Annotated in this window: 2 protein-coding genes; both read left to right on the top strand. The window is 74.9% G+C overall.

Going from position 1 to position 8,081, the window contains the following annotated elements; all coding sequences use genetic code 11:
• The first annotated feature begins 31 nt into the window (after positions 1–31).
• Complete coding sequence (locus ACZ4XX_RS39970; RefSeq protein WP_468512728.1) at positions 32–2,923, top strand: SDR family NAD(P)-dependent oxidoreductase; 2,892 nt, start codon at positions 32–34, stop codon at positions 2,921–2,923.
• A gap of 26 nt (positions 2,924–2,949) precedes the next feature.
• Positions 2,950–8,081: beta-ketoacyl synthase N-terminal-like domain-containing protein (locus ACZ4XX_RS39965; RefSeq protein WP_468512727.1), on the top strand; the 5,132-nt coding region annotated here is incomplete at its 3' end.

Genomic DNA, 8,081 nt, shown 5'->3' with positions numbered 1-8,081 from the left:
GCGGCCGTTCGATTCGGGTGCGGATGGGTTCGTGCCGGGTGAGGGGGTGGTGACGGTGGTGTTGAAGCCGTTGCGGGCGGCTCTGCGTGATGGTGACCGGGTGCGGGGTGTGGTGAAGGGTTCGGCGGTGAATCACGGGGGTCGTACGAGTGGGTTGACGGTGCCGAGCAGTGCGGCGCAGCAGGCGGTTGTTTCGGCTGCGTTGGTGGATGCGGGTGTGTCGGTGGAGTCGATCGGTCTGGTGGAGGCGCATGGGACGGGGACGAGTCTGGGTGATCCGATCGAGGTGGAGGGTTTGACGCGTGCGTGGCGGGCGGTGACGGGTCGTTCGCAGTTCTGTGCGCTTGGTTCGTTGAAGGGGAATGTGGGGCATTTGGAGCCGGCTGCGGGTCTTGCCGGTGTGGTGAAGGTGTTGTTGTCGATGGAGCGGGGTGTGGTTCCGCCGTCGTTGCATGTGGTGCGGCCGAATGATCACATTCGTTTCGAGGGGACGCCGTTCTTTCTCGCGGATCGGGTGTCGGAGTGGCCGCGTCCGTCGGGTGGTCGGCGTCGGGGTGCGGTGAGTGCGTTCGGGATGGGTGGGGTGAACGCCCACGTGATCCTGGAGGAGGCCCCCGAGGTCCCGGTCTGGGACGTACCCGCCCCGGAGTCGTTCGCGGTCCGCGTCACCGGTGCGGACGAGACGGCCGTACGGAAGCTGGCCGCCGCGTACGCCGCTCGCTTCGACACGGCGCGCGACTCCGCCGAGACAGCCGACCTGTGCCACACGGCCAACACCGGCCGCTCCCCGCTGGAGTACCAGACCGGCGTGCACGGACGCTCGGCGGCGGACCTCGCGGCGGCGCTCCGCGCGGTCGCGGACGGGACGCATCCCGTCGCCCGCGTCGACATCGACCTCACCGCCGACGCGGCGGCGGCCCTGAGCGGGACGACCGCCGCCCCCGGCCACCCGGCCCACGCGGCGGAGCTGGCCACCGCCGGATACGCGCACATCGACTGGTCCGGGCTGTCTCCCGCGGGGGCGCGCGTCACGGATCTGCCCACCTACCCGTTCGCCGGGTCCCCGTTCTGGCGCATGCCCGAGGAGGCCGACCCCACCGGGCAGGCCGGGAGTCCGGCGCGGGACGGGCGGCCGGGCACACCGGCCGTACGCGTCCAGTGGCGCGCCCGTGACCTGTCCCGGGCCCCTTCGGCCGGACCGGCGACGGTGAGCGTGGCCGCAGCGGACCCCGCCCTCGGGCAGGCTCTGACCGGGCTCCTGCGGGACCGGGGAGTGACCGTCGTCGCGCCCGGCGCGCCGGCCGACGCCGCCGTCGTGGTCGGAGCCCGGGACAGCCGGCACGCGGACCCGACCGAACTCGGCTCCCTCTGGGCTGAGTTGGGCGATCTCATGAGGACGCTGCCGCAGCGGGCCGGTGTCCTCTGGGCCTCGTTCGGCGGGACGGACCTGCACTCCGCCGCCCGGACAGGTCACGGCGCGCAGGGCGCCGCCGGTCCCGACCCGGTCCGGGCCGCGGCCGCCACGGCCGTCCGGGCCGCAGGCGCGGAAGGGCGCCGGCCCACCGCCGTCGTCCACCTGGACCCCGCCGATCCGGCCGCCGACCAGGCCGCCCACCTGGCCGCCGAGATCGCCGCACTGGTGTCCGGCGCCCCGGAGGCCGACGCCGACGACGCGGGGACCACCGTCGCCGCCTACCGGCAGGGCGCCCGGTACGTGCCGGAGACCGTGCCCGCCCGGCCCGGCCCTCCGTACGTCCTCCCGGCCGAGGGCTACTGCCTGGTCACCGGGGGACTCGGAGCCGTCGGACTGCGACTGACCGAACGCCTCATCGCACGGGGCGCCCGGCGCGTCGCCGTCGTCGGCAGGTCGGCCCTCGACGCCACCCGCGAGCAGTCGCTGCGGGAGCTGGCGGGCGGCGGCGCCGAGGTCGAGTACACGCCCTGCGACGTCTCCGACCCGACGGCCCTCGCCGCCGTCGCGGACCGACTCGGCCGGCGCTGGGGCCGGCTGGTCGGCGTCGTGCACGCCTCCGGCGGGGTCAACCCCTTCGGGGCGATGCACCGCCGCCCCTGGAGCGCCGCCGAGAAGGTGCTCGCGCCCAAGGTGGCCGGCTCGCTGCACGTCGTCCGCCTGGCCAAGGAACAGCGCGCCGACTTCGCCGTCCTCGTCTCCTCGATCGCCGGCACCCAGCCGCTGGCAGGCCGCGGACTGGTCGACTACAGCCTCGCCAACGCCTTCCAACTGGCGCTCGCCGAAAGGGAGGACGACGAGGTCACCGCGGTCACCGCGCACGCCTGGCCCAACTGGACGGGCATCGGGATGAAGGCCGACGACACCTTCTCCGCCGCGCACGCGGTCGGTGCCGAGGAAGCGCTCGACGCCTTCATCGACCACCTGCGGTCGGGCGGCGCCGTCGTCTTCCCCGGCACCGCGTCCGCCCCGGCGGGGACGGTGGGCGCGACCATCGCGGCACCGGCCCCCACCACCCCGGCCACTCCGGCGGTACCGGCCGCCCCGGTCGCCCGTGCCGAGGGCCCCGCCGGGGCCGGGCCGGAGCCGGCGGGCACGCGGCGGGACACCACCGCGATGCGCGCCCGCGTCCGGGACGCCTTCCTCCAGGTGCTGGGGGAGGACCCCGGCGACCGGCCCCTCCAGGGGCTCGGCCTGGACTCCCTGATGATCGCGGAACTGGCCACCGCCCTCGAACGGGGCGGCCTGACCGTCGACCCGTCGCTCCTGATGCGGGCCCGTACGGCCGACGACATCGCGGCCGAACTCGCCGACCTGGCCGCACCCGCCGCCATCCCGGTGCCTCCGGCCGCCACCGCGCCCGACCACACAGGTGCCACCGGCTCCACCCTGAGCGCGCTGCTGCGCCCCCTGCTCGACCACGACGGCGGGCGCGGGGTGGTCCAGGCATGACCGGCGAGCCGAACGAAAGGACAACTGTGAGCGAGCTCGACACCCGCATCGCCGTCATCGGCCTCGCGACGAGGCTCCCGGGCGCCGAGGACGTGGACGACCTGACGGCCATGCTGGGAGGCGAAGAGGTCGAGGTCGGCGAGGTCCCGCCGAGCCGGTGGGCCCGCCGGCTGTACCTCGGCGAGGCGCCGCACCGCGGCACCCACCACCGGGGCGCGTTCCTGGTCGACCCGTTCTCCTTCGACCACGAGGCCTTCGGCATGACCGCCGAGGACGCCGTCCTCCTCGACCCGCAGCAGCGGGTCATGCTGGAGGTCGGCGCCCGGGCACTGGAGGACTCCGGCTACCGGGGCGCGCGCCGCAGGCTCGACGCGGGCGTGTTCATCGGCGCCCGGATGAACTCCTACGGTTTCGACCGGGGCCGCGGCACGGTCGCCCCCGGCCTTCCGGACCCCGCGGTGCCCGCCCCGGCGGGCGCCGCCGGTCCCGGCCCGGCCGCCCTGTGGGGGCGGTCGCAGAACTTCATGGCGGCCTGGCTGTCCGACCGCTTCGACCTCGCGGGCCCCAGCCTCGTCGTCGACACGGCCTGCTCCTCGTCGCTCTCGGCGGTCTGGCTCGCCTGCCAGAGCCTCGCCTCGGGAAGCTGCGAACTCGCCCTGGTCGGCGCGGTGGACCTCCTGATCGACCCGCTGACCTTCGTCCTCCTCTCCCGCACCGGGGCGCTGTCACCGGACGGGCTCTGCCACACCTTCGACCGCCGGGCCAACGGCTACGTCCCCGGCGAAGGAGCCGCAGCCCTGGTGCTGAAGCCGATGGCGGCGGCGCTGCGCGACGGCGACCTGGTCCTCGGCGCCATCAGCGGGGTCGCGGTCAACAACGACGGTCGCACCATGGGCGTCACCACACCCAACCTGGAAGCCCAGATCGAGCTGCTCGACAAGGTCTACCGGACCGTCGACCCGGCGACCGTGCAGTACGTCGAGGCGCACGGCACCGGCACCGCCATCGGCGACCCCATCGAGGTGCGGGCGCTCACCGAGGTGTTCGGGCGCCACGGCGTCCCGCGCAACTCGGTCGCGCTCGGCTCGGTCAAGCGCCGGATCGGCCACCTCCACTCGGCCTCCGGGCTCGCCGGCCTCGCGAAGATCATCGTCTCGCTGCGGGAAGGCACCGTGCCGGCCGTGGCCGTCGAGTCCCCCAACCCCCGCCTCAACCTGGACGACAGCCCCTTCCACCTGCCCGAGGCCACCCGGCCCTGGCCCGAAGTGCCGGTCCGCCGGGCCGCAGTGAGCGGCTTCGGCTTCGGCGGCACCAACGCGCACGTCGTGGCCGAGGCGGTCCCGGCCCCGGCCCGCCGGACCGGGACGGCTCCGGCCGGGGCCAGGCAGCCCGTCCACGTCCTGACGCTCTCGGCCGACACCGCCTACGGCCTGCGCGAACTGTGCGCCCAGTGGGTGGAGTTCCTGCCCGCCCTCCGGGGCCGGCCCGAGGAACTGGCCGACGTGTGCGCCACCGCCCGGCTCGCCCGGCCGCACCGCGCTGCGCGGCTGGCCGTCGTCGGCGAGGACGCGGACGAGCTGACGGCCGCCCTGCGCGCCAGGCTCCTCACCCCCGGCTTCGCCGGAGCCCCGGGGGCCACCGGTGCCGCCGGCGCCGGCACGCCCCGCGCGACCGCCTCGGTACGTCCCGAGGCCGCCGCAGGGCCGCCCGCGTGGCTCACGGCCCTCGACCGCTCCACCCCCGCCGTGCACGACGTCGTACGCCGATTCGAGACGGCCACCGGCACCCCGCTCGCCGCGTTCTCCGGCGAACTGCTCCGCATCCTCTCCGGCATCGCCCTCGCCATCGTGCTGCGCGACCTGGGCGTGCCCGGCGGTGCCGTCGACCTTCCTCCCGGCTGGGAGGCGGTCGCCGACTTCGTACGGGGGAGCCTGGCGCTGGAGCAGGCGCTCGGCGACGTCCTGCGGCGCGACGGCGACCAGGCCGGCGACGCCGGGCACCAGGGCGCCGCCGGCCGCGACGTCGGCGCGCGCCTGGCCGGGGCTCACGACGAGCGGACCGCCGCAGCCGTACTGGCGGCCGTCGCCGCCGAACTGTTCGAGGCTGGACGCGACATCGACTGGGCCGCGTTCCAGAAGACCACCGGCGCCGCCTGGAGCAAGCGCCTGCTGCCGGTCGCCCAGCCGCGCGGACGCGCCCTGAACCTCGCCGAGCCGCTCCGGTCCGCCGAACCCGGCTCGCCCGCCGAGCTGGTGGCCGACGGCGGGCCCGCCGGATACACGTACGCCCGGGTGTTCGGCCCGGGAGAGGTGCCCATCGCGCAGCACTCCGTGTACCGCACGCTGATGCTCCCGGGCGTGGCCTGGTTCGACTTCCTGCGCGAGGGAGCCGCCCTGCGCGGCGCACCGTTCCACGGCGCGCTGGACGTCCTCTTTCACCGCCCCCTCATTCCCGCGGGGGCCCGGCGGGTGGTCGGCCGGGTCGACGGGGACGGGCGGTTCCGGGTCGAGGACGGGGAGACCGGCGACGTCTTGGTCACCGGCCGCCTCGCCACCCGTGCCGAGCCGGCGCCCCGCCTCCCGGTCGGCTCCCTGCTGGCCGAGTGCGCCGGCTCCGCCGTCCACGCGGGCTCCGGCCTGTACCGGTGGCTGCGGCGGATCGGCTACCACCACGGGCGCTACTACCGGAACATCTCCTGGGTGGCGAGCCTGCCGGACGGCGGCACCCTCGCCCGGATCGAGGGCCCCCGGCAGCGGGAGCTGAACCCGCCCGGCGTCCAGCTCTTCCCGGGCCTCCTGGACAGCGTGACCGTGGCGGCCATCGACCCGGCCAACCCGGTCTTCGGCACCGCGGGCGCATCCGCGTTCATCCCGCTGTCCGTGGGCCGGCTCGACGTCCTGGGCCCGCTGGACGACGCCGCGTACGTCCGTACCGAGATCGCCTTCTGGAACGACGAGGCGTGCCGGGTCACCCAGACCGTCACCGACGAGTCGGGCACGCCGCTGCTGGTCTTCGGAGACATGTCGTCCAAGCGCGTCCCGGCGCTGGCGTTCCGCGAGGACACCACGACCGGACCCGCTCCCGTCCCTCCCCCCGCTCCGGACCAGGCCGCCGTGCGGGCGGTCCCGGCCACCCCGGCCGCCGAGCCCGTACCCGCTGCCGCCGAGTCGAGTCCGGTCGAGCCTGCCCCTGTGGCCGGTGCCGTGTCCGAGGGCGCCGCCGGTCCGGCACCCGACGCCATGCCGATCGCCCCGGCGTTCCAGGCCGCCCCCGCCCCTGCCGCCGACCCCGCCTTCGCCGCCGCCGTCGGTTCGCCGTCCGCGCGGGCGCTGGCCTGGTTCCTGGCACTGACGGGCACGTCCGAGGAGCACGCCGACACCGAGTTCCTCTCCGCCGGTTTCGACTCCGTCGGCCTGGTGGCGCTGAGCGAGCGCATCTCCCGGGAACACGACCTGTCCCTGTACCCGACGGTCTTCTTCGAGTACGCGACGCCCCGGCAGTTCGCGGACTTCCTGACGGAGGACGCACCGGAACTCGTCGACCGGCTCCCGAGCCCTTCGACCTCGGCGGCCCCGCCGACGACGGATGCCGTGCCTGCCCCGGCTGCTCCTGACGTACCGGAAGCCCAGCCCCACCCCGTGGCCCCATCGGTTCCCGCGGCTCCGGAGCACCCGGCCGCCGGGGCACCTCCGGTGGTTCCGCCGGCGCCCCGGTCGGAGCCGCCGCAGCCACCCGCCCCGGGGGCGCGCGTCACCGCCGTCCCCAGGCCCCGCGCAGCCGACGAGTCCGCGCCCGGCGGCGACGCCCGTGCGGCCCGGCCGCGTGACATAGCGGTCGTGGGCGCTGCGGTCAGGCTGCCCACGGCCACGACGCTGACGGCCTTCGCCGAGCTGCTCGCCGAGGGCCGCGACACGGTCGGACCGCTGCCCGAAAGCCGTCGAGGTGACGCCGCCGGGCCCCTCCCGCACGCCTCGTTCCTCGACCGGGTCGACGAGTTCGACCCGGCGCCCTTCCGGATATCCGCCCGCGAGGCGCCGTTGATCGACCCGCAGGCCCGCATCGTCTACGAGACGATCTGGGAGGCCCTGGAGGACGGCGGACGCGGCGGCGCCCGTGTCGGCGAGGACCGCACCGGGCTGTGGATCGCCTACAGTCACGACCACTACCACGAGGAGCGCTTCCGCCACGGCGTGCCCGAGGGACGAGGCCTGGGCCTGGAGGCGATGATCGCCAACCGGCTCTCCTACCTGATGGACTGGCGCGGTCCCAGCACGGTCGTCAACACCCTCTGCTCGTCCTCGCTGGTAGCCCTGCACTCCGCGCTCCAGCATCTGCGCTCCGGCGACATCGACACGGCGGTCATCGGGGCCGTGCACGCCGGCATCAGCCCGGAGTACTTCCGGTCGATGGGCGACATGATGGCCCTCTCCCCGCGCCACCGCAGCCGTGCCTTCGACAGCACCGCCGACGGTTTCGTCCCCGGTGAGGGCGCTGTGGCCGTGGTGCTGCGGCGCTGCGACGACGCGCTGCGCGACGGCGACCGGATCCGGGGCATCGTCAAGGGCGCTGCCGTGAACCACGGCGGCCGCACCACCCGGTACTCGGCACCGAGCCCGCGCGCCCAGGCGGAGGTCATCTCGGCTGCGTTGGTGGATGCGGGTGTGTCGGTGGAGTCGATCGGTCTGGTGGAGGCGCATGGGACGGGGACGAGTCTGGGTGATCCGATCGAGGTGGAGGGTTTGACGCGTGCGTGGCGGGCGGTGACGGGTCGTTCGCAGTTCTGTGCGCTTGGTTCGTTGAAGGGGAATGTGGGGCATTTGGAGCCGGCTGCGGGTCTTGCCGGTGTGGTGAAGGTGTTGTTGTCGATGGAGCGGGGTGTGGTTCCGCCGTCGTTGCATGTGGTGCGGCCGAATGATCACATTCGTTTCGAGGGGACGCCGTTCTTTCTCGCGGATCGGGTGTCGGAGTGGCCGCGTCCGTCGGGTGGTCGGCGTCGGGGTGCGGTGAGTGCGTTCGGGATGGGTGGGGTGAACGCCCACGTGATCCTGGAGGAGGCCCCTGCGGTTCCTGTTCGTGAGGTGGTGGGGCAGGAGTCGTATCTGGTGCGTGTGGACGCGGCCGACGAGCTCTCGGTGCGTGCGCTGGCCGGCTCGTACGC

The sequence above is a fragment of the Streptomyces sp. NPDC029956 genome, from assembly GCF_055574655.1.
Note: the sequence above shows the minus strand (reverse complement) of the source record. Positions and strands in the feature narration are given on the sequence as shown.